This is a genomic window from Aromatoleum bremense (assembly GCF_017894365.1).
In the GTDB taxonomy this organism is placed as follows: domain Bacteria; phylum Pseudomonadota; class Gammaproteobacteria; order Burkholderiales; family Rhodocyclaceae; genus Aromatoleum; species Aromatoleum bremense.
This window is the reverse complement of the sequence record NZ_CP059467.1, coordinates 2,230,264-2,249,171: the sequence shown is the minus strand read 5'-3', so window position 1 is coordinate 2,249,171 and position 18,908 is coordinate 2,230,264. Positions and strand designations below refer to the sequence as shown.

The window sequence follows — 18,908 nt, the reverse complement described above, 5'->3', positions numbered from 1 at the left end:
ATGCCCTGCTACGAAATCGACGGCCTGCGTCCGGTCGTCCACCCGAGCGCCTTCGTCCACCCCGACGCGGTGCTGATCGGCGACGTCATCGTCGGCGCGCGCTGCTACGTCGCGCCGCTCGCGAGCCTGCGGGGCGACTTCGGCCGCATCATTCTCGAACCGGGGTCGAACCTGCAGGACAACTGCGTGATGCACGGCTTTCCGAACCTCGACACGATCGTCGAGGAGGACGGCCACATCGGCCACGCGGCGGTGCTGCACGGCTGCCGCATCGGCCGCAACGCACTCGTCGGCATGAACGCGGTCGTCATGGACAACGCGATCGTCGGCGACTCGGCGGTCATCGCCGCCTGCGCCTTCGTCAAGGCCGACATGGTCGTCCCGCCACGCATGCTCGCCGCGGGCGTCCCGGCGAAGGTGGTCCGCGAACTCACCGCGCAGGAAATGGAATGGAAAGTCGACGGCACGCGCTGCTACCACGAACTCACCGTGCGCAGCCTCGCGACGCTGAAACCGTGCGTGCCGCTGGCCGAGCCCGAAGCGAACCGCCCGAAATTCGACCTGCCACCGGGCATCGTGCCGCTCGTCGACCTGAAGCGGGGCAAGTGACGGACCATGCCCGACCACGGCAACCTGTTCGACCTGCCGTCGCCCGCAAGCGGCACGGAGATTTTCGACAAGCTGTTCGCCAACGCGCGCCTGCGCATCGAGCGCATCGCGTCGAACGCGGCGGCGAGCCCGGAAGGCTTCTGGTACGACCAGCCCGACGACGAGTGGGTGATGCTTGCGCGCGGCGAGGCGGTGCTCGCGTTCGCCGATGGCCGACAGCTCGTGATGCGCGCCGGCGACTGGGTGACGATTCCGGCACATTGCCGTCACCGCATCGTCTCGACCGGGCCTGACGCGGTGTGGCTCGCCGTGCACGCGGCGGGCGAACGCGGAAACTCTTGACCGCACGCTGCGGCGAACCGGAATGCAAAACGGCGACGACCTTCCGGTCGTCGCCGTTTTGCTGTTCACCGCTGCCCGTCACCGTGACGGACGGCGGCTTGCAAACCAGGCTCAGTGGCCCGAGGCGCCGGCCGCGCCGATACCCGTCTCGGAGCGCACCTTCTGCGCGAGGTAACCTGCGCGGTCTTCCTTCGCACGCGCACTGTTGTCGAGGATCGAGAACAGCCAGATGCCGATGAAGCCCGCGGCCATCGAGAACAGCGCCGGCGACGTGTAGGGGAACAGCGCCGAGCCTTTCGGATTGCCGAGCGTCGCTTCCCACACCGACGGCGACACGACCGTCAGCGCGACTGCGGTGATCAGGCCGAGGAAGCCGCCGATCGTCGCACCCCGCGTCGTGCAGTCCTTCCACAGCACCGACATGAACAGCACCGGGAAGTTGGCCGACGCCGCGATCGCGAAGGCCAGCGACACCATGAACGCGATGTTCTGCTTCTCGAACGCGATACCAAGGATGACCGCGACGATGCCGAGCGCGACCGTCGTCATCCGCGACACGCGCAGCTCCGACGCGGAATCCGCGTTGCCCTTCTTGAACACCGTCGCGTACAGGTCGTGCGACACTGCCGAGGCGCCCGACAGCGTCAGGCCGGCGACCACCGCAAGAATCGTCGCAAACGCGACCGCCGAGATGAAGCCGAGGAAGACGTTGCCGCCGACCGCGTTGGCGAGGTGGATAGCGGCCATGTTGCCGCCGCCGATCAGCACGCCCTTCGCGTCGAGGAAACCCGGGTTCGTCGACACCAGCACGATCGCGCCGAAGCCGATGATGAAGGTCAGCACGTAGAAGTAGCCGATCCAGGTCGTCGCCCAGAACACCGACTTGCGCGCCTGCTTGGCATCCGGCACGGTGAAGAAGCGCATCAGGATGTGCGGCAGGCCGGCGGTACCGAACATCAGCGCCATGCCGAACGAGATCGCGGAGATCGGGTCCTTGATGAACGAACCTGGCCCCATGATCGCCTGGCCGATGATGCTCGCCTCCTCGGGCGTCTTGCCGGCCGACAGCGCGAGCTGCTCCTTGACCTGCGTCGAAGCGGCGAACAGCGCTTCCGGCGAGAAGTCGTAGGCCAGCAGCACCATGAAGGCCATGAACGACGCGCCGGCGAGCAGCAAGACAGCCTTGATGATCTGCACCCACGTCGTCGCCGTCATGCCGCCGAACAGCACATACACCATCATCAGTGCGCCGACGATGACGACCGCCATCCAGTACTCGAGGCCGAACAGCAGCTTGATCAGCTGGCCGGCGCCGACCATCTGCGCGATCAGGTAGAACGCGACGACGACCAGCGTGCCCGACGCAGCAAACGCGCGGATCGGCGTCTGCTTGAAGCGGTACGCGGCAACGTCGGCGAACGTGAACTTGCCGAGGTTGCGCAGGCGTTCAGCCATCAGGAAAGTGATCACCGGCCAGCCGACGAGAAAGCCGATCGAGTAGATCAGTCCGTCGTAGCCGTTCGCCATCACCGCGGCGGAGATGCCGAGGAACGACGCCGCCGACATGTAGTCGCCGGCGATCGCCAGCCCGTTCTGGAAGCCGGTGATGCCGCCGCCGGCGGTGTAGAAGTCCGCCGCCGACTTGGTCTTCGCCGCCGCCCACTTGGTAATGAACAGCGTGAGGACGACGAAGCCGCCGAACATCGCGATCGCGGTCCAGTTGGTCGGCTGCTTCTCGGCCTGGCCGAGGTCGCCCCCCGCGGCGAGCGCGGCGGCAGACAGCAGCGCGAGGACGAGCCCGGCGCCGATATGCGTGAAACGGCCGCTCATTTGGCGCTCTCCTTGATGATTTCCTGGGTCAGCCTGTCGAACTCGGAGTTCGCGCGGCGCACGTAGATGCCGGTGATGATGATCGTGAACACGATCACGCCGAAGCCGACCGGAATGCCGACCGTCATGACGCCTTCGCCGAGCCGCTGCGCGAACAGCTCCTTGTTGAACGCGATGACCGCGATGTAGCCGTAGTAGACGACCATCATGATCGCTGTCAGCAGCCAGCCGTATGACGTGCGCAACTTCACCAGGCGCTGGTACTTCGGATTGGCAATGACTCTTGCCACCATGTCGTTTTGCATGTCTCCCTCCACTCGTACGGTAGTCAGGCCGGTCTTTCGTCCGGACAGACGAAAAGTAGTCCCGGAGACTTACGTACGGCTTACGCATCTCAAAAACTTGCTGTTATATGCGTATAAAGGCGGTTTTCGATTCGGCAGCGAGAGGCGAGCGTGGCGCGGCATGCGCTGCCCGGCATTGCCCCTGCGCGGCAATCAGTTGACGCGCACAAGCTGGCGCGGGTCGGCGAGCGGCGATGTCGGCGGATGATCGGGCGCGACAAGCTGCACCGGGCCGCCGTCGGGCGCCGGAGGGAGCTCCCACAGTTCGCGGTAGGTCGCGCTGTAGTTCATCAGCTGCGCTTCCATGCGCGCGAGGCGGTCGGCCGGGCGGGGCACCGTGGCCGGGCCGACCGCCGAGTAGCCGAGGCCGGCGCGCTGCCCTGCGACGCGCAGCCCGACGAGGTCGAGCATCGTCGGCAGCATGTCGAAATGCGTGACCTCGTCGGTATTCTTCACGAGCTTCCTGTCGCCGCCGATCAGCAGGTTGAAGATCGTGCGGTGCGGGTTGCGGATCAGCTTGTCGTACGACGTGTTGCCCATCGCGAGGTGGTCGCCCTGCACGACGATCGCGACGCGATCCATCCAGCCTTTCGCGGCGATATGCTCGATGAAGTCGGCAACCTGGCCGGCCGTGCATTCGACGATACCGTCGAAATCGCTGCGTCCTTCGCGCGCGCAGCGCGACGACAGATGCCCGTAGGGGTGGTGGGTGTCGATCGTCAGCACCGTCAGGTTGAACGGCCGTTTCGCCTTCATCAGCACGCCGAGCTCCTCGCGCGCGCGGCGGAACAGGTCGTCGTCGTGCAGCCCCCAGCCGCTCATTGTCTCGGGTTTTTCGCCGAGGCCGACCCACTCTTCGCGGCCGAGCACTTTCGCGTAATGGTGATCGCGGAAGAAGTTGCCGACCCCGCCGAAGACGAGGCTCGAGCCGTTCAGGAACACGTTCGTGTAGCCCAGCCCGGCGAGGATGTCGCCGAGGCAGTGCGCCCGGGGCAGAAAGCGGTCGATCTGCTCGCCCTGCGTGTTGCCGCCGAACAGCGCCACCGACTTCAACGGCAACCCGCACTGCGTCGCGACGATTCCCGCGATCGTGAAATGGGCGCCGGGCATCTGGCGATAGTCGTCGAACGCGATCGCCCGCGACTTGTAGGCGTTGAGGCGCTGGAGCAGGTCGCGCCCGAACAGCGCCGGATCCGAGTAGGTGTTCTCGAGGCTTTCGACGTAGATCAGGACCAGGCTTTTCGGCTTCTCCTTGCGCAGGCTGACGCGGCGCGGGTCGACATAGGATCCGGAAAAATAATCCTCGCCGAAATAAGTGCGGACGTAGCTCGCGAGCGAGAAGCTGTCGATGAAGAACGCCGCCCCCGTGCCGAACACGACCAGCGGCAGGGCGTGCGGCAGCGCGCGCCGGAACGCTCCCCTCAGCAGCTCGCCGATGCGCGCACCGCGCCGGCGGATCGCGCCGAGCACCGGGCCGATCACCCGCATCGGCGCGGCTTGCGGATGCGCGCGGAGGTAGCGGACGTACGTGTCGAGGGCCCACAGCACGAGCGCGAGGGCAACCGGCAGCGCGACGCCGCGCCACAGGAAGCGCACGAGCAGTTGCGGGTCGCTCGAGAGCAGGCCATCGGTGCCGAGATTCAGGTGATAGAGAACCTGGTCGATGCTGACCGACCCGAACTCGTCGGTCAGCCAGTCGGGGACGGCGTAGAGGAGGCAGCCTGCAAGGTAGGCGAGGGGCTTCAAGAGTGGGTGCAGACGCATGACCAGGCCCTCCGGAGGCCGGCTTCCGGGCGCAGGCAGGGCCCGGAAGATGCGCAATATTACCGTAATGTGACGGCGATCCTGGGGTCGACCATGAGGGCGGTGCCGGATGAGGGTCGCAGTCGAGGGGACGCGCGGCGCTCATCCGGCCAGGCGACGCTCCGGGCGATGGCCGGGACGTCGCGCTGCCATGATCGATAAGCACCCGCATTTCCCGGACATTCACCACTGACGCTCGCATTGAGGTGCTGCCCGAGCTGGCGGTTCTTGGGTAAGGCGGCTGCTTCGTTAGAGCCGGAAACTAGCCGGCGAGACACGCAATCAGGAGAGGGTTACTGTGCGCCGGTCATAGTGCGCGGCCCCTGCGCTCATGTCTCGTCCGGTTGGGCACGCGAGATACCGTGCCGGCGACGCTGCCCTTCCAGCATCGCTACGAACTCCCGTCGCTTCAGAGTCCGTGCCAGCCAGAGCACGTCATGTCCATCCCCATCAAGCAGGTCTCTCCTTGCTCCGCCGATCAGCAGGTGTCGGACAACCGCCATGTGGCCCTTGTAAACTGCCCAGAACAGGGGCCATTCACCTTCGGCCGTGCGAACGTCGGGATCGGCGCCACGGCTGATCAGAAACATGACGATATCCGCGTGCCCGTTGAAGGCGGCCCAGAAGAGCGGCGTCCAGCCCCGAAAATCAGGTAGATCGATTGACGCACCGCGCGCCAGCAGAGCGTCGACCACTTTCCACTGGCGCCGGTACACGGCATGAAACAGGGCACTGCATCCTTCCGCGTCCCGCCAGGCGAAGGACAGCCCGTCGTCCAGCCGCCGAAGCACTTCCTGCGCGTTGCCGGTACGGACCGCGTCGAGGAGCGCCTGCTCAAGGTGAGCCGCCATCGGTCCCTTGTCTGCCATGTCATTCATGAACGATATTGCTCGCGGATCCGGCAAGTCCGCCCAGGGCTGCAAGAAAAACGATCTTGGTACGTGCTTCCATTTGGATCTCTCTCGATTGGGTACGAACTCGAGCGCGTTTCGCTCGTAGGCGGCGCGGCACGGTTCGTACCCCGTTTCAGTTTCAGTCAGATGCTTGCAGCGGGCGCGGCAGCTGCCGCGGCGACCGCAATTCGGGACAATTGCCTTTGCTCATCGCGGGCGTGCGCGAGCCGGTACAGCGCGGGCAGCACCAGCAGCGTCAAAAGGGTGGAGGACAGGATGCCGCCGATCACGACCGTCGCCAGCGGCCTCTGCACTTCGGCGCCAGTCCCGACGGCGATGGCCATCGGCACGAAGCCCAGCGACGCCACCAATGCCGTCATCAGCACCGGACGCAGTCGCGTCAGCGCGCCTTCGCGGATCGCGTGGTCCAGCGCGAGGCCATCGTCGCGCAGGCTGCGGATGTACGAGATCATCACCAGTCCGTTCAGCACCGCCACACCGGACAGCGCGATGAAGCCAACACCGGCCGAGATCGACAGCGGGATGTCGCGCAGCCACAGTGCGAGAATCCCGCCCGTCAGCGCGAACGGCACGCCGGTGAACACGATGAGTCCGTCCCTGACGTTGCCGAACATCGCGAAGAGCAGCGTGAACACCAGCAGCAACGCGACCGGCACGACGATCTGCAGGCGCTTGGCGGCGCTTTGCAGCTGCTCGAAAGTGCCGCCCCAGGTCGTCCAGTAACCCGTCGGCACCTGCACCATCTCGGTGATCCGGGCCTCGGCTTCCGCGACAAATGAGCCGATATCGCGCCCCCGCACGTTCGCGGTCACGACCACACGGCGCTTGCCATTTTCGCGGCTGATCTGGTTCGGGCCGGGCGCCGATCGAATGCTTGCGACGTCTCCCAGGCGCACGAATCCGCGGGCCGCACCGTTGTCCCCGGCCGGTAGCCGGAGCGGCAAGCGCTGCATCGCGTCGAGGTCGCTGCGCAAGGCTTCGGGCAGCCGCACCAGAATGTCGAAGCGCCGGTCGCCCTCGAACACCGCGCCGGCCTCCTGGCCGCCCAGTGCGGCGGAGACGCTGTCCTGCACATCGGCGACGTTCAGGCCCAGCCGGGCGGTGCGGTCGCGGTCAATGTGCACCGTCAGCATCGGCAAACCAGTGGTCTGCTCCACTTTCACATCGGCGGCCCCGGAAATGCCTTCCAGCACTTCGGCAATCCGCTCGCCCGTCTCGGCCATCGTGTCCATGTCGTCGCCGAACACTTTCACCGCGACGTCGCTGCGCACGCCCGAAATGAGTTCGTTGAAGCGCATCTGGATCGGTTGCGTGAACTCATAATTGTTGCCCGGTACCTGCTGCACCGCGGTCTGCATCGCCTCGACGAGCTCGGCCTTGGGTCGCTTCGGGTCCGGCCATTGGTCGCGCGGCTTGAGCATCACGAAGTTGTCGGCCACGTTCGGCGGCATCGGGTCGGTGGCGATCTCGGCCGTGCCGAGCTTGGCGAACACGGTGTCGACCTCCGGGAACGCCTTCACCGTCTGCTCGAGCTGCACCTGCATGTCGATCGCCTGGGTCAGGCTGGTGCCCGGAATCCGCAGCGCGTGCAGGGCAACGTCGCCTTCGTCGAGGCTCGGGATGAATTCGCTGCCCATGCGCGTCGCGAGCAAACCCGACAGCACCACGCAGACGCAGGCGATCGTGAGCACGAGCGGTTTTCTCGCCATCACCCAATCGAAGCTCGGGGCATAACCACGCTTCGCCCACGTCATCAGGCGGTTTTCCTTCTCGCTGATCTTGCCCGACAGGAACAGCGCCACGGCGGCCGGCACGAAGGTCACCGACAGGATCATGGCGCCGACGAGCGCCGTCACGACGGTGAACGCCATCGGGTGGAACATCTTGCCCTCGACGCCGGTCAGCGCAAAGATCGGCAGATACACCACCATGATGATCAGCTGACCAAACAGCAGCGCCCGCCGCGACTCCTTGGATGCCACGAAAACCTCATGGAAGCGTTCGTTGCGCGTCAGTGGGCGCCCGGCCGCGGCCTGCGCGTGGGCGAGGCGCCGCACGCAGTTCTCGACGATCACCACCGCGCCGTCGATGATGATGCCGAAGTCGAGCGCGCCCAGGCTCATCAGGTTGGCGCTGACCTTGTTGCTCACCATGCCGGTAAAGGTGAACAGCATCGCCAGCGGAATCACCAGCGCGGTGATGATCGCCGCGCGGATGTTTCCGAGAAACAGGAACAGGATCACGATGACCAGCAGCGCGCCTTCGGTCAGGTTCTTCTTGACCGTCGCGATGGCCTTGTCGACGAGCAGCGTGCGGTCGTAGACGGTTTTGGCGACGACGCCCGCGGGCAGCGTCTTGTTGACCGCCTGCAGGCGCTGATCGACCGCGCGCGACACGTCCCGGCTGTTCTCGCCGATCAGCATGAACACCGTGCCCAGCACTACTTCACGGCCATTCTCGGTTGCGGCGCCGGTGCGCAGTTCCTTGCCCAGGCCCACCTCAGCCACATCGCGGATGCGGATCGGCACGCCGCGGGCGTGGCCGACGATGACGTTGGCGATGTCGTCGATATTCGACACCTGTCCGGGGGCGCGAATCAGGTACTGCTCGCCGCTGCGCTCGATGTAGCCGGCGCCGACGTTCGCGTTGTTGCGCTCCAGCGCGGTCACGACGTCGCTGATGGCGAGGCCAAACGACACCAGACGGTCGGGCAGCGGTGCGACGTGAAACTCCTTGGCATAGCCGCCGATGGTGTTGATCTCGGTCACGCCCGGCACGGTGCGCAGCTGCGGCTTGATGATCCAGTCCTGGATCTCGCGCAGGTCCATCAGCGTGTAGGCCGTGCCATCCGGTTTCCGGGCGCCGTCCTCGGCTTCCACCGTCCACATGTAGATCTCGCCGAGACCGGTGGCTATCGGTCCGAGTGCCGGCGCGAGTCCGGGGGGCAGTTTGCTGCGTGCCTCCTGGATGCGTTCGTTGACAAGCTGGCGCGCGAAGTAGATGTCGGTGCCGTCCTTGAACACCACGGTAACCTGTGACAGCCCGTAGCGCGACAGCGAGCGCGTCTCTTCGAGCAGTGGCAGCCCCGCCATCGCGGTTTCGATCGGGAAGGTGACGCGCTGCTCGGCCTCCAGCGGCGAGTAGCCGGGGGCCTCGGTGTTGATCTGCACCTGGACGTTGGTGATGTCCGGCACGGCGTCGATGGGCAGGCGCTGGTAGTTATAGATGCCCATTCCGACCATGCCGAGCACAGCCAGGAGGACGATCCATCGTTGATCGATGGCGAAACGGATGATGCGTTCGAACATGGGATATCCCTCAGAGTGCCGCAGCGTCGCGTTCGCCGGTGCGGATACGCACCGCGGCGGCAAGCTCCGCGATCCCGACGATGCCGTCGCCCGGATGGCCGGTATGGGCCGCCTCGGTCACGGCTTCGACAATGGCCGGCGCATCGTCGTCGGTGCACAGGACCAGTAGCACCAGCGCATCGTGGGCATCCGGGTTCCATTCATCGGCAACGAAACGGTGATCCTGGCCGTGGCCGCGCGCGTGCCCCGTGGCCTTGAAAACGGTAAAACCCGGCAGGTGCGGCAGCGCATGGAGCGCCGTTTCCACGGCTTCGAGCCTGTTGGGGCGAATGATTGCAGTGATCTGTTTCATCGTCGTGCCTCCGGATTAGTGATCGTGGCTCGCGCCGGCTTTGCCCAGTTCCGCCTTGATGACGAAACTGTTCTTCGCGGCATAGCGTTCGCCCGCTCGGAGTCCGCCCAGGACCTCGACATGGCGGCCGTCGCGGCGGCCCAGTTCGAGCGGTCGGGCTTCGAGCGCATCGTCATAGCGGCCGAACACCACTTTCCAGTCGCGCAGGTCCTGGATTGCGTCGGCGGCCACGGCGACCGGCACCTGCGTTTCGTCCGCAAGCACTTCGACCGTGACCGGCAAACCGGGGCGCCACAGCCCCTTGTCGTTGTTCACCACGATTCGCGCCATCGCGCTGCGGGTCTGTTCGCCCATCAGCGCGCTGACATACGCGATACGCCCCTCGGCTACGGCCTCGAATGCGTTCGCCCGCACGCTCGCTTTCTGCCCCGTCGCGACCACGGCTAGGTCCTGCACCGACACCGGCGCCTCGACCCATACCGAGGACAGATCGGACACGGTGAACAAGGCAGCGTCCTCCTTGACCGATTCGCCCATCGAGACGCGCTTCTCGGTGACGACGCCGTCGATCGGCGCACGCAGCTCGTAGCGCGTCAGACTCCCGCCGCCGCCCGGCACACTGCCCAGCGTCGCCAGCTTCTGCCGCGCGCTCAGGGCATCGATCTCGGCCTCCTGCATCGCCGCACGCGCCTGCAGCATGTCCTGCTCCGGCGATATCTTCTCTTCCCACAAAGTCTTCTCGCGTTCGTACGTGGTGCGCGCAAGAGCCAAGCGGCGCTGCGCTGCGAGGAGCTCCGTGCGCTGATCCGCCAGTGCCTGGCTGCTCAGCACGGCCAGCACCTGGCCCTTGCGGACGCGGTCGCCGGCGTTGGCGGCAACCAACTCCACCAGCCCTGCCAGTCGGGGCACAACCTGCACGGTGCGGTCGCTGTTGTAGCGGACCTCCCCGAGCAGGCTCACGGTGGTGCCGATCATGGCCGGCCCCGCAGTGGCGAGTTCCACTCCCGCTCCCTGCAACTGCGCATCGGTCATCGCGACGCGAGCTTCCGCCTGTTCGTAGCCGAACTGGTAGGTCTTGCCGTCGTGCACCGCCCGCACCTTCACCGCGAAGGAATGCGGCTCGACCACCACGGCGTCGCCCTTGAGGTAGTCCTTTTCCTTTTCGAACTTGAAGACTTGCGCCGGTTGCCCCAGGCGCTCGAGCGTGAGCTCGACCTGGCTCTGGTCGACAGGGAGCGACTTGCCGTCGAGATAAGGGTACAGGCGGAACTGCGGCTCGACCCCGGTCTCGAAGATCGTCACTTCGACTGCGTAGCGCCCATCGCGCAACAACTTGCCGCCATGCGGACCTTTCGCCGGTTCGGCACGCGCCTCATCGTGCGCCTCGCCGTCTTCGTCGTCGTGCTCGTCGGCATGCTGGCCGCCCTTCTCGTCGTCATGGGCTGCCTCCTGGTGCTCGCCATGCCCGTCGCCGGCCGGGGCGGTTTTCTCGCTGGTCAGGATCGCGGCGCCAAGTAGGAATCCGGCGGCGAGAACGGCGACAATCGCCAACATCTGCTTCTTGGGTTTCGGTTCGTTCATAGATGTCTCCAATGCTTTCAACGGGTAGCGGGCGCAGATGCGATGGGTTCCGCATCACCGCTTCCCAGGATGCGATCCAGTTCGGCGCGGGCGCGATGCGCCTCGGCCATCGCGCGCAGCGCCTGCACGCGCGCCTCCAGCAGGGTCCGCTGGGCGTCCAGAGCCTCGAGGAAACTGAACTTGCCGAGCTCGAACCCCTTGACCGCCGCTTCATACGCGCTTTGCGCGCCGGGGAGCACCTGCGCGGCGAGCGCCCCGGCCTGCATGCGGGCCGACTCCAGCCGTTCGCGGGCCTGCACGGCGTCGGCGAAAACCTGAAGTTGCGCGAATCTCAGCTCCTCACGGGCCTTGTCCTCGCGCTTCAGCGCCTCCAGCAGGTTGCCCTGGTTGCGGTCGAACAGCGGGAGCGGGATCGACACGCCGACGATGGCCTGGTTGCGGCCGAGCGCTTCCTCGCGCTTGGCTCCCAGACTGACGATGAGATCCGGGATGCGGCGCGCCTTCTCAAGCCCGGTGAGGGCCATGCGGCGCTCGATCTCCAATCGTGCGCGGCGAAGCGCCGGCGCGTTCTCGACCTGTCCTTGCATTTCTTCCAGCGTCGGGTAGGTCGGCAGTGCGTCTAGATTGCCGTCGAGCACCAAAGCTTGGGGCTGGCCTTGCCCAAGCAGCGCAGCCAATCGTGCCTGGGCACCTCGCAACTCGCTGCGTGCCTGATTTGCTTCCACTTGCACGCCGGCTTGCGCGACCTGCGCCTTGGTTTCCTCGATCGGCGCAACCTTGCCGGCCTTCACGCGCAAAGTCGCCGCGCGCGTGGCGCGCCCGGCCAGTTCAAGGGCTTCGTCTGCCACGCGCACGCGTTCCTGCGCGGCGAGCGTATCGAAATAGCCCGTAGTAACGGCCGCACGTAGCGCCAGTCGCCGTGCCGCCAGATCCTCGGTTGCGATGTCGTAGCCACGCTCGGCCGCGGCCAGGCGTGCCGTCCGCTTGCCGCCCAGTTCGATCGGCTGGTTCAGTTGCAGCGTGGTGGTGCGTGTTGCGCGCTGCGTGTCTTCCTGAAGGTAGGCAATTTCGGGGTTGGGGTACGCGCCCGCCTGTTGGCGAACACCTTCGTTGGCGTCCACCTCCAGCGTGGCTGCCGCGAGATCCGGGTTATGGGTGAGCGCAAGTTCGATGGCCTGGCGCAAGGAGAGTCGCTGTGCGCCCGCCGCGGCGATCGCGGTCGGCGCTTGACCGTGTGTCGGCGCAAGCGCAGCCGGTACCGATTCAACGTTCGGTGAGGGGGTCGTGGGCCGGTCCTGCGCCCATGCGGCTACGGGAAGGCACAACGCCACACACAGCGTCACGCCGCCCCTCGGGGGTATTCTTCTCATGAAATCCTCGTCGGAAATGGGTCCGATCCGCTCGGGCGATGGGCGCGACGCGGCGGATCATGGAAAACCGACGAGGGAGCGTGCGCGATCGATCCTCGATCGGAGCGCGCACGATACTGATTACCCTCGCCGGCCTGTCAGGCGAGGGTGACTTGAGGCGGACGAAGCAGGCCGTCGAACGGCGGGTCGGGGACAAACGTCCCGTAGGGGCTTTCGCCTGTCCCGGATGCAAAAATCTCGGGCAGGCGCGAGCCATGAACGATGGCGTGAGTGCAATGGCTGTGTTCGTGGTCCGCACTGCAACTCGCGTCCCATGCCTTGCCTTTCTGCCCACCGTCCTCTTTCAGAGTGGTGCCATGATGCTCGCGATGATGTGCGTGATGACCGATATGCTGCATTGCAGCCGGACTCTCCTCGTGCAGGCAATACGCCGCCAGAACAGTGGTTCCCCACTGCAGCGGCAGAAAAAACACGAGAAAGATGATCACGAAATTGCGCACGGCGTCGATTGTAGGTTACCGCGGATCTGTCGTCACCTCGCCTGCGCGGGCGCCGGCGCATGAGGCAGAGACGTCGGGCGGAATGTGCGTGATGCGCTCCCTCGGACGACTTGCCCTATGTTCGCAGCAGCCGCAGCCCGTTCGCCACCACGATCAGACTCGCCCCCATGTCGGCGAACACCGCCATCCACAGTGTTGCCTGCCCCGCAAGCGCGAGCGCGAAGAACACCGCCTTGATGCCGAGGGCGAGCGTGATGTTCTGCCGCAGCACCTGCGCGGTGCGCCGCGAGAGCGCGATGAAGCGCGGCAGCTTGCGCAAGTCGTCGTCCATGAGCGCCACGTCGGCCGTCTCGATGGCGGTGTCAGTGCCCGCCGCGCCCATGGCGAAGCCGATGGACGCCCTGGCGAGCGCGGGCGCGTCGTTGATGCCGTCGCCCACCATGCCGACCGTGCCGTAGCGGGCGAGCAGGTCGTCGATGGCGGCGAGCTTGTCCTCCGGCAGCAGATTGCCGCGGGCATCGTCGATACCGACCGCATCGGCGATGGCGCGCGCGGTGGTGGGGTTGTCGCCAGTGAGCATTACCGACACGACGCCCAGCGCGTGGAGCTCGCGGATCGCCTCGGCACTGTGGCCGCGCACGGTGTCCGCCACGCCGAGCACGCACAGCGGTTCGCGTTCGGAGGCGAGCACCACCGCGGTCTTGCCCTCCCGCTCCAGACGCTCGAGCACTGCTTCGACGCGCGGCGTGCAGAGGCCCAACTCCTCCACCAGGCGGTGATTGCCGACGTGGTAGAGGCCGCGATCGATTGTGGCCTTCGCGCCGCGACCGGCGAGCGCTTCGAAGGCGGTGACGTCGAGCAGGGGGCGCCGCTCGGAGCCATGCCACGCGGCGACGATGGCTTCCGCCACCGGATGCTCGGAATGGGTATCGACGCTCGCGGCCAGCTGCAGCAGCCCGTCCGCGGGCCGTTCCGCGAGCGCAATGACGTCGGTCATGACGGGCCGGCCGTGGGTCAGGGTTCCGGTCTTGTCCAGGGCGACCACGCGGATGAGGCGGCCGTTCTCCAGATGAACGCCGCCCTTGACCAGGATGCCGTGTCGCGCCGCGGCCGCCAGCCCGCTCACGATCGTGACCGGGGTCGAGATCACCAGCGCGCACGGGCAGGCGATCACCAGCATGACCAGCGCCTTGTAGGACCAGTCCTGGAACGGGGCGCCGAAGACGAGCGGTGGCCCCGCCGCGATCAACACCGCGAGCAGCACGACCGCCGGGGTGTAGACACGGGCGAAACGGTCGATGAAGCACTGGCTGGGGGCGCGTTGCCCCTGCGCTTCCTGCACCGCGCGGATGATGTGCGCGAGCGTCGTGTCGCCCTTGATCGCCGTCACGCGGAACTCGAAGGCGCCGCGCTCGTTCACGGTGCCGGCGAAGACCGCGTCACCCGGCGCCTTTTCCACCGGGATGCTCTCGCCGGTGATCGGTGCCTGGTTCACCGCGCTCGCGCCGGCGGTGACGTCCCCGTCGAGCGGGATGCGCTCGCCGGGCCGCACGCGGACAGTCTGCCCCAGCTGCACTTCGGCGGCGGCCAATTCATGCCACTCGCCGCTTGCCAGGCGCACGCTGGCCGTATCCGGGGTCATCGCCATGAGGCCGCGGATAGCGTTCCTGGCCCGTTCGAGCGACAGGGTCTCGATGCGCTCGGCCAGGGCGAAGAGGAAGATCACCACCGCGGCCTCGGGCCACTCGCCGATGGCCATTGCCCCGATCACGGCGATGCTCATCAGGAAGTTGATGTTGAGGGTGAAGGTCCTGAGCGCGATCCAACCCTTGCGCAGCGTGGGAAGACCACCGGTGGCAATGGAGAGCAGGGCGAGCGCGATGACCGCCGGGGTGGTCTCCGACGCACCGGTCCAGGCGAGGAGCTCGGCACCGATCGCGGCGGCGCCCGAGGCGGCCACCAGTCCCCAGGCTCCGGCTGATACGGCGGACCCCCGATCGGCTTCGCAGCTACTGCAGGTTTCGGACCGCGCCTGCTGCGCGGGCCGCGCCTGCATGCCGATCTCGCGCAGCGCGTCGAGGATCGGCCGCTCGTCGGGCAAGGCGTGGCCGACGGTGAGCCGGCGCTCCATCAGGTTGAACGTCAGCGCATCCACGCCCGGCAGCGCGGCGAGGCGTTTGCGGATCAGCGCCTCCTCGGTCGGGCAGTCCATGTTGGTGATGACGAAAACGGATTGTTTCATGGTGTTCATGCACGAGGAATGGAACGTCGCTCGCGGGGCGAGGCACCGAAGTGACCGCCCCGGGACGGTTCACTTCGGCTGCGGCTGCTGCCACATCCACTGCTGATGCTGCATCATTTGATCCATCATCATCTGCTGCATCGGCATGTATTGCTCCATCATGTACTGGCGCTGCTTGAGTTGCTCGGGCGTCAGGCGCCGGTAGTCCCCCCACATCGGCCCACCCATCATGCGGCCGCCCCTCATGCCCTGGCCCATCATCGGGCCGCTGCCGCAGCAGCCCATCATCCCCGGCCCCAACATCCCGTGCATCATCTGCATGTTGTTCTGCATCGTGGCCCAGTGGTCCTGGAGCAGCTTCTGCCGCGCCTGGGGATCCTGCGTCTGGCGGATCCTGTCCATCTGCTCCTGCATCGCTTTCATGTTCTCCTGCACCTGCGCCATCTGCTTGTCGAAGTCCGCCGTGCCGGGGGCCTCCTGCTTCGTCTGCCCGCCCGCGCCGCCCGGCGCATCGGCGGCAAAGACGGCCGGCGCCGACATCGCCAGGGCCGCGGCCAGTCCCAACGTGATCAATGGTTTCATCTCGCGCTCCTTTCGAGGGTTCCCTGAGTCCTGCCCGCTTCGGCAGTATCAACATTGAAAACCCTGTAGTCGCTCCGGGGTCAACGGCGTAGCATGAGCAATCGTGCGAGGAGGTGTCATGCGCATCAGCGAACTTGGCCAGGCGACCGGCGTGGATGTCGAAACGATCCGCTACTACGAGAAGGAGGGCCTGCTGCCGCCGCCCGCCCGGGCAGCGAACGGCTACCGTGCCTACGGCGCGGCGCACCTGGAGCGCCTGAGCTTCGTCCGCCACTGTCGGGCGCTCGACATGTCGCTTGCGGAGATCAGGCACCTGCTCGATTTCGTCGCCCACCCGGAGGCCGATTGCGGTGAGATCAACCGGCTGATCGACGAGCATCTCGGACGGGTGCAGGCGCGGTTGAAGTCCCTGAGCGCGCTGGAGAATCAGTTGCTGGCGTTGCGAGCGAGCTGCGGCGCCGGGCACGTGGCCGCGGACTGCGGCATCCTTCATGAACTGGTTGCCGCCGCCCATGACGAGGCTCGGGCCTGCCGTGCAAAGGCAGAGAACCCCGAAAGGCACGGCCCATCATGATCGAACTTGCCAAGACTGCGGGCCTCTTTGCCGTTACGGCTGTGGCCGAGATCCTCGGGTGTTACCTCCCCTGGCTCGTGCTCAAGCACGGCAAACCTGCCTGGTTGCTTCTGCCGGCGGCGGTAGCCCTCGCGGTCTTCGCCTCTGGCTGCTCACGCTGCATCCGTTTGCGGCAGGGCGCACTTACGCTGCCTACGGCGGGGTGTACATTATCGTTGCCCTGGCCTGGCTGTGGGCCGTCGAAGGGGTCACGCCCACCCCTTGGGACGCCGTCGGCGCGGCCGTCGCGCTCGCCGGCATGGCGATCATCGCAATGCAGCGCTAGGCACCGAGGCAGTCCGCCACGGCCGGGCGTGGAGCCCCGGCATGCATCCTCAGCGGCGAGCGCGTCCGCAGTAGATGTAGGTCATGGGACGCGGCCCGCGGGCGCATTCGGTCACCAAGTGCTCAATTGCAAAACCCGCCTGGCCGATCAGCGCGTCCATTTTGCGATCCAGGTGACAGCCGCCGGCGATGCGGCGCCAACCCGGTGTGAGACGCCGTTGCCAGCGCTGCACACCCGGCTCCGGGGCAAGGCCGTGCTCGGCGAAGAGCAGCAGGCCGTGCGGCTTGAGCACCCGGGGCGCATCTCCCTCAGCGCCTGCAGCGGGTCGGTGACGCTGCACAGCGTGAAGGTCGTCACCACCGCGTCCATGCTGCCATCCGCCAGGAGAATCGCCTCCGCGCCGCAGTTGATCAACTCGACCGGAAAGTGCGCACCGGACACGCGCTTGCCCGTCATGGCAAGGAGCCTTCCCGACGGGTCGAGACCGTAGAGCCGTTGCACCCCCGCGCCGTAGTGGGGCAGGTTGAGCCCCGAACCGATGCCGATCTCCAGCACCCATCCGCGCGCTTGCGGCACGACGCGCGCCCGGTAGCGCCGCACCTCGCGATTGCGCATGGCGAGGTCGATCAGCCGGGGCAGGATCCATCTCTCGTAAATACGCATGTCAATCTCCGGCGTCTGGTCGAGGCATCTCGAGGACCTCCATCAAGCCGGCCTGGCGTTCTCGTCGTCCGTCATTGAATCCTACCCTCGTCGCCGGTCGGCGGCCTCCCGGCAGGTTTCGGGCGCATCGGATGCCATTCACGCAGGCACACAACGCCAATCCGGGTACGACCACTCATTGCGCCAGCTGCGCGAGGCCGATCCCGGCCAGAGTCGGCATCGACCCGGCGTAGGCCCATGAGCCGAGATCATAGATGTGGCGCCGCTCGCTGAACGCCGTCCAGGCGAGTCCGCTCGCCCCCAGGACGGCCAGTCCGCGGCCCGGCGATGCCCAAGGCCAGTCGACGAAACGCACCGAGGTGCTCGCGGCCACATAGGTGCCCAGCGCAATCTGGCCGTCGCCCGCAGTGCAATGGACTGAAGCGCCACAGCGCCGACGCAAGCCGGCGGCGCTGTGGCAAAGTAGCGTCTTACCGCTCACCAGGCCCAGGCCTTCGCTGCTGCATGAGACCCGCCCGCGCGCTGATCGATCTCGACGCCCTGCGCCATAACTACCATCTCGCCCGGGGCCGGCACGGAGGCCGCGCGCTGGCGGTCGTCAAGGCGAACGCGTACGGCCACGGCGCGGTGCAATGCGCGCGCGCGCTCGCCGCCGACGCCGACGGTTTCGCGGTCGCGTTCCTCGAAGAGGCGCTCGAACTGCGCGCCGCCGGCATCGACCAGCCGATCCTGCTGCTCGAAGGCGTGTTCGCCGCCGCCGAGCTTGACGAAGTGGTTCGCCACGACCTGTGGATCGTCGTCCATCATGCCGAGCAGCTGCGCATCATCGACCACGCGCGCCCGGCGCTGCCGCTCGAGGTATGGCTCAAGATGAACAGCGGCATGAACCGCGCCGGCTTCCTGCCGCACGAGCTGCGCCCGGCGTGGCAGCGCCTCAAGGACAGCGGCAAGGTCGGCGGCATCACGCTGATGACGCACTTCGCGCGCGCCGACGAGCCGCAAGTCCTCGCGACGAGCGAGCAGCTCGCGGCATTCGACACCGCAACGCGCGAGCTGCCCGGTCCGCGCAGCCTCGCGAACTCCGGCGCGATCCTCGGCTGGCCGGCCGCGCACCGCGACTGGGCGCGCCCCGGCATCCTGTTGTACGGCGCCGATCCGATGCCCGACGAGCCGAACGGCCTGCGTCCGGTAATGACGCTCGAGAGCACGGTGATCGCGGTACGCGAGATACCCGCGGGCGCGCCGCTCGGCTACGGCGCGCACTTCCATGCCGAGCGCGCGACTCGCGTCGGCCTCGTCGCGCTCGGCTACGCCGACGGCTATCCGCGCAGCGTGCCCAACGGCACTCCGGTCGCCGTCGACGACCTGCGCACGCGCCTGATCGGGTGCGTATCGATGGACCTGCTGACCATCGATCTCACCGATCTCCCCGCTGCCGGCCTGGGCAGCCGCGTCGAGCTGTGGGGCGCGAACATCCCGGTGAACCGCATCGCCCAGGCCGCAAAGACGATTTCCTACGAACTGCTCTGCAACGTCAAGCGGGTACGTTTCGAATATTCCGGCTGAGCG

General features: G+C 66.8%; 17 protein-coding genes and 1 pseudogene. 5 read left to right on the top strand and 13 right to left on the bottom strand.

Going from position 1 to position 18,908, the window contains the following annotated elements; translation table 11 throughout:
* Window positions 1–609: a phenylacetic acid degradation protein PaaY gene (gene paaY / locus pbN1_RS10580; protein ID WP_169201599.1), complete on the top strand. Its 609-nt coding sequence runs from the start codon at window positions 1–3 to the stop codon at window positions 607–609.
* 6 nt (window positions 610–615) lie between these two features.
* Complete coding sequence (locus tag pbN1_RS10575; RefSeq protein ID WP_169201600.1) at window positions 616–951, top strand: cupin domain-containing protein; 336 nt, start codon at window positions 616–618, stop codon at window positions 949–951.
* Window positions 952–1,062: 111 nt separating this feature from the next.
* Here the strand turns inward: pbN1_RS10575 and pbN1_RS10570 are convergent, their stop codons facing one another.
* The 11 genes from pbN1_RS10570 to pbN1_RS10520 all read right to left on the bottom strand — a co-directional run bounded on the left by pbN1_RS10570 (window position 1,063) and on the right by pbN1_RS10520 (window position 15,777).
* Window positions 1,063–2,781 (bottom strand): cation acetate symporter, encoded by a 1,719-nt coding sequence (locus pbN1_RS10570; protein WP_169201601.1) that lies wholly within the window; start codon window positions 2,779–2,781, stop codon window positions 1,063–1,065.
* Entirely contained in the window at window positions 2,778–3,086 is a 309-nt protein-coding gene (locus tag pbN1_RS10565; protein ID WP_169201602.1) for a DUF485 domain-containing protein, read from the bottom strand. Before pbN1_RS10565 ends, pbN1_RS10570 begins: the two co-directional genes overlap by 4 nt.
* Before the next feature lie 192 nt (window positions 3,087–3,278).
* Window positions 3,279–4,889 carry a sulfatase-like hydrolase/transferase gene (locus tag pbN1_RS10560; RefSeq protein ID WP_169201603.1) on the bottom strand — a complete coding sequence of 537 codons (1,611 nt, stop codon included), beginning with the start codon at window positions 4,887–4,889 and terminating at the stop codon, window positions 3,279–3,281.
* 368 nt (window positions 4,890–5,257) lie between these two features.
* Entirely contained in the window at window positions 5,258–5,806 is a 549-nt protein-coding gene (locus pbN1_RS10555; protein ID WP_169201604.1) for an ankyrin repeat domain-containing protein, read from the bottom strand.
* A 158-nt stretch (window positions 5,807–5,964) separates the two neighbouring features.
* Complete coding sequence (locus pbN1_RS10550) at window positions 5,965–9,150, bottom strand: efflux RND transporter permease subunit (protein ID WP_169201605.1); 3,186 nt, start codon at window positions 9,148–9,150, stop codon at window positions 5,965–5,967.
* 10 nt (window positions 9,151–9,160) lie between these two features.
* Window positions 9,161–9,502 (bottom strand): P-II family nitrogen regulator, encoded by a 342-nt coding sequence (locus pbN1_RS10545; protein WP_169201606.1) that lies wholly within the window; start codon window positions 9,500–9,502, stop codon window positions 9,161–9,163.
* 15 nt (window positions 9,503–9,517) lie between these two features.
* Window positions 9,518–11,083, bottom strand: coding sequence for an efflux RND transporter periplasmic adaptor subunit (locus pbN1_RS10540; RefSeq protein ID WP_169201607.1), 1,566 nt, complete (start codon window positions 11,081–11,083; stop codon window positions 9,518–9,520).
* Window positions 11,084–11,100: 17 nt separating this feature from the next.
* The gene (locus tag pbN1_RS10535) at window positions 11,101–12,267 is read right to left on the bottom strand and encodes a TolC family protein (RefSeq protein ID WP_244856908.1); all 1,167 of its coding nucleotides are present in this window, start codon (window positions 12,265–12,267) and stop codon (window positions 11,101–11,103) included.
* A 323-nt stretch (window positions 12,268–12,590) separates the two neighbouring features.
* Entirely contained in the window at window positions 12,591–12,941 is a 351-nt protein-coding gene (locus pbN1_RS10530; RefSeq protein ID WP_169201608.1) for a hypothetical protein, read from the bottom strand.
* 127 nt (window positions 12,942–13,068) lie between these two features.
* A complete protein-coding gene (locus pbN1_RS10525) occupies window positions 13,069–15,204 on the bottom strand; it encodes a heavy metal translocating P-type ATPase (RefSeq protein ID WP_210147464.1) in 2,136 nt (711 codons plus the stop codon).
* A 60-nt stretch (window positions 15,205–15,264) separates the two neighbouring features.
* On the bottom strand, window positions 15,265–15,777 hold the full coding sequence (locus tag pbN1_RS10520) for a hypothetical protein (RefSeq protein ID WP_169201610.1): 513 nt from the start codon (window positions 15,775–15,777) through the stop codon (window positions 15,265–15,267).
* A gap of 118 nt (window positions 15,778–15,895) precedes the next feature.
* Here pbN1_RS10520 and cadR point away from each other — a divergent pair, with 118 nt between their 5' ends.
* Both cadR and pbN1_RS10510 read left to right on the top strand, forming a co-directional pair.
* Window positions 15,896–16,351 (top strand): Cd(II)/Pb(II)-responsive transcriptional regulator, encoded by a 456-nt coding sequence (gene cadR, locus pbN1_RS10515; protein WP_169201611.1) that lies wholly within the window; start codon window positions 15,896–15,898, stop codon window positions 16,349–16,351.
* Window positions 16,348–16,676: pseudogene (locus pbN1_RS10510) on the top strand (YnfA family protein). Before cadR ends, pbN1_RS10510 begins: the two are co-directional and overlap by 4 nt.
* Window positions 16,677–16,823: 147 nt before the next feature.
* Here pbN1_RS10510 and pbN1_RS10505 read toward each other — a convergent pair.
* Window positions 16,824–17,339 carry a class I SAM-dependent methyltransferase gene (locus tag pbN1_RS10505; RefSeq protein ID WP_210147463.1) on the bottom strand — a complete coding sequence of 172 codons (516 nt, stop codon included), beginning with the start codon at window positions 17,337–17,339 and terminating at the stop codon, window positions 16,824–16,826.
* Between the two features lie 175 nt (window positions 17,340–17,514).
* Window positions 17,515–17,820, bottom strand: coding sequence for a hypothetical protein (locus pbN1_RS10500; protein ID WP_169201612.1), 306 nt, complete (start codon window positions 17,818–17,820; stop codon window positions 17,515–17,517).
* Between the two features lie 23 nt (window positions 17,821–17,843).
* On the opposite strand from pbN1_RS10500, the gene alr reads away from it, so the two are divergent.
* Window positions 17,844–18,905, top strand: a complete 1,062-nt coding sequence (gene alr, locus pbN1_RS10495; protein ID WP_169201613.1) for an alanine racemase — start codon at window positions 17,844–17,846, stop codon at window positions 18,903–18,905.
* Window positions 18,906–18,908 lie beyond the last annotated feature (3 nt).

Excerpts from the sequence above, each read along its gene's own strand:
- cadR (WP_169201611.1), top strand. The coding sequence starts at position 15,896 with ATGCGCATCAGCGAACTTGGCCAGGCGACCGGCGTGGATGTCGAAACG.
- pbN1_RS10570 (WP_169201601.1), bottom strand. The coding sequence starts at position 2,781 with ATGAGCGGCCGTTTCACGCATATCGGCGCCGGGCTCGTCCTCGCGCTG.
- pbN1_RS10555 (WP_169201604.1), bottom strand. The coding sequence starts at position 5,806 with ATGAATGACATGGCAGACAAGGGACCGATGGCGGCTCACCTTGAGCAG.
- pbN1_RS10560 (WP_169201603.1), bottom strand. The coding sequence starts at position 4,889 with ATGCGTCTGCACCCACTCTTGAAGCCCCTCGCCTACCTTGCAGGCTGC.
- pbN1_RS10575 (WP_169201600.1), top strand. The coding sequence starts at position 616 with ATGCCCGACCACGGCAACCTGTTCGACCTGCCGTCGCCCGCAAGCGGC.
- pbN1_RS10525 (WP_210147464.1), bottom strand. The coding sequence starts at position 15,204 with ATGAACACCATGAAACAATCCGTTTTCGTCATCACCAACATGGACTGC.
- paaY (WP_169201599.1), top strand. The coding sequence starts at position 1 with ATGCCCTGCTACGAAATCGACGGCCTGCGTCCGGTCGTCCACCCGAGC.
- pbN1_RS10565 (WP_169201602.1), bottom strand. The coding sequence starts at position 3,086 with ATGCAAAACGACATGGTGGCAAGAGTCATTGCCAATCCGAAGTACCAG.
- pbN1_RS10550 (WP_169201605.1), bottom strand. The coding sequence starts at position 9,150 with ATGTTCGAACGCATCATCCGTTTCGCCATCGATCAACGATGGATCGTC.
- pbN1_RS10520 (WP_169201610.1), bottom strand. The coding sequence starts at position 15,777 with ATGAAACCATTGATCACGTTGGGACTGGCCGCGGCCCTGGCGATGTCG.
- pbN1_RS10505 (WP_210147463.1), bottom strand. The coding sequence starts at position 17,339 with ATGCGTATTTACGAGAGATGGATCCTGCCCCGGCTGATCGACCTCGCC.
- alr (WP_169201613.1), top strand. The coding sequence starts at position 17,844 with ATGAGACCCGCCCGCGCGCTGATCGATCTCGACGCCCTGCGCCATAAC.
- pbN1_RS10545 (WP_169201606.1), bottom strand. The coding sequence starts at position 9,502 with ATGAAACAGATCACTGCAATCATTCGCCCCAACAGGCTCGAAGCCGTG.
- pbN1_RS10540 (WP_169201607.1), bottom strand. The coding sequence starts at position 11,083 with ATGAACGAACCGAAACCCAAGAAGCAGATGTTGGCGATTGTCGCCGTT.